Origin of the sequence: Streptomyces sp. NBRC 110611, from assembly GCF_001590865.1 — a bacterium.
Lineage (GTDB): Bacteria > Actinomycetota > Actinomycetes > Streptomycetales > Streptomycetaceae > Streptomyces.
Map to the genome: position 1 here is coordinate 1 of NZ_BBUY01000087.1, position 1,052 is coordinate 1,052.

Here is a 1,052-nt window from a genome sequence, read left to right on the forward strand (position 1 = left end):
TAGGGCGTGTATCGAGTCGTGATCAATGAGTGGTCCGGGTGAGGTCTCTGATCCAGATCATCGAGGCACGCAGGTGGAGGCCGGCGAGGTAGCTGTCCGGGGTCTTGTCGTATCGGGTGGCGATGCCTCGCCAGGCCTTCAGTTTGTTGATCAGGCGCTCGACGGTATTCCGCTCCTTGTAGAGGTCAGCGTCGTGGCTGACGGGCCGACCGCCCCTGGAGCCTCTCTTCTTCCGGTTGGCGGCCTGGTCCTTCTTCTCTGGGATGACCGCCTGGATACGGCGTCTGCGCAGGTGGGCGCGGTTACCGCGGGATGAGTAGGCCTTATCCCCGGCCACCGCGTCCGGGCGGGTGCGGGGGCGGCCGACGGGCCCGCGGACCCGGACCTTCCTCAGCACGGGGATGAACTGCGGGCTGTCCGCGGCCTGGCCAGCGGTCAGGATGACCGCCAGTGGGCGGCACCTGCGGTCAGCAGCAAGGTGGACCTTGCTGGTCTGCCCACCTCTGGACCGTCCGAGGAGAGCAGCCTTCAGTCTCAGCTTTCGTCGACGCCGGATCCGTCTTCGTTCTTCTTGCGCGGGACCGGCCTCGGGCGCCCGCCCGTTTGTTCTGCGGAGCTGCCCCCTTTGACCCGGCCTTCTCCTCCTTGGCAGTGGCCTTCTCCAGGGCGTCGATGACGTCCTCACCCAGGCGCATCCCGGCAGCGTCGTGGTGAGCGCGCATGGTGGTGGAGTCGATGCTGACCAGGGACAGATCCACCTCACCGCGCTGTGCCGCTTCCGCGGTCAGCCCCTCCAACAGGGCCTCGAAGACGCCTGCGTCCCGCCACTGCCGGAAACGGTTGTGGACGGTCGACCAGGCGCCGAACTCCGTCGGCATCTCCCGCCACTGCCCGCCCGTCTTGAACCGCCAGATCACGCCTTCGAACTGCTGTCGCAGCCGCTCGGGATACGGGCCGTACTCGCCGATCGGCAGATACGGCCCGACGAACTCCCACTCTTCATCCGTCAGTTGCGCTCGCGTCACACGAGAAGATCTACCAGCACACGCCTC

1 pseudogene is annotated in these 1,052 nt (G+C 66.8%); it reads right to left on the reverse strand.

Going from position 1 to position 1,052, the window contains the following annotated elements:
• Positions 1-22: 22 nt before the first annotated feature.
• Positions 23-1,025 (reverse strand): annotated as a pseudogene (locus AZE13_RS35290) (IS5 family transposase).
• Between the last annotated feature and the right edge of the window lie 27 nt (positions 1,026-1,052).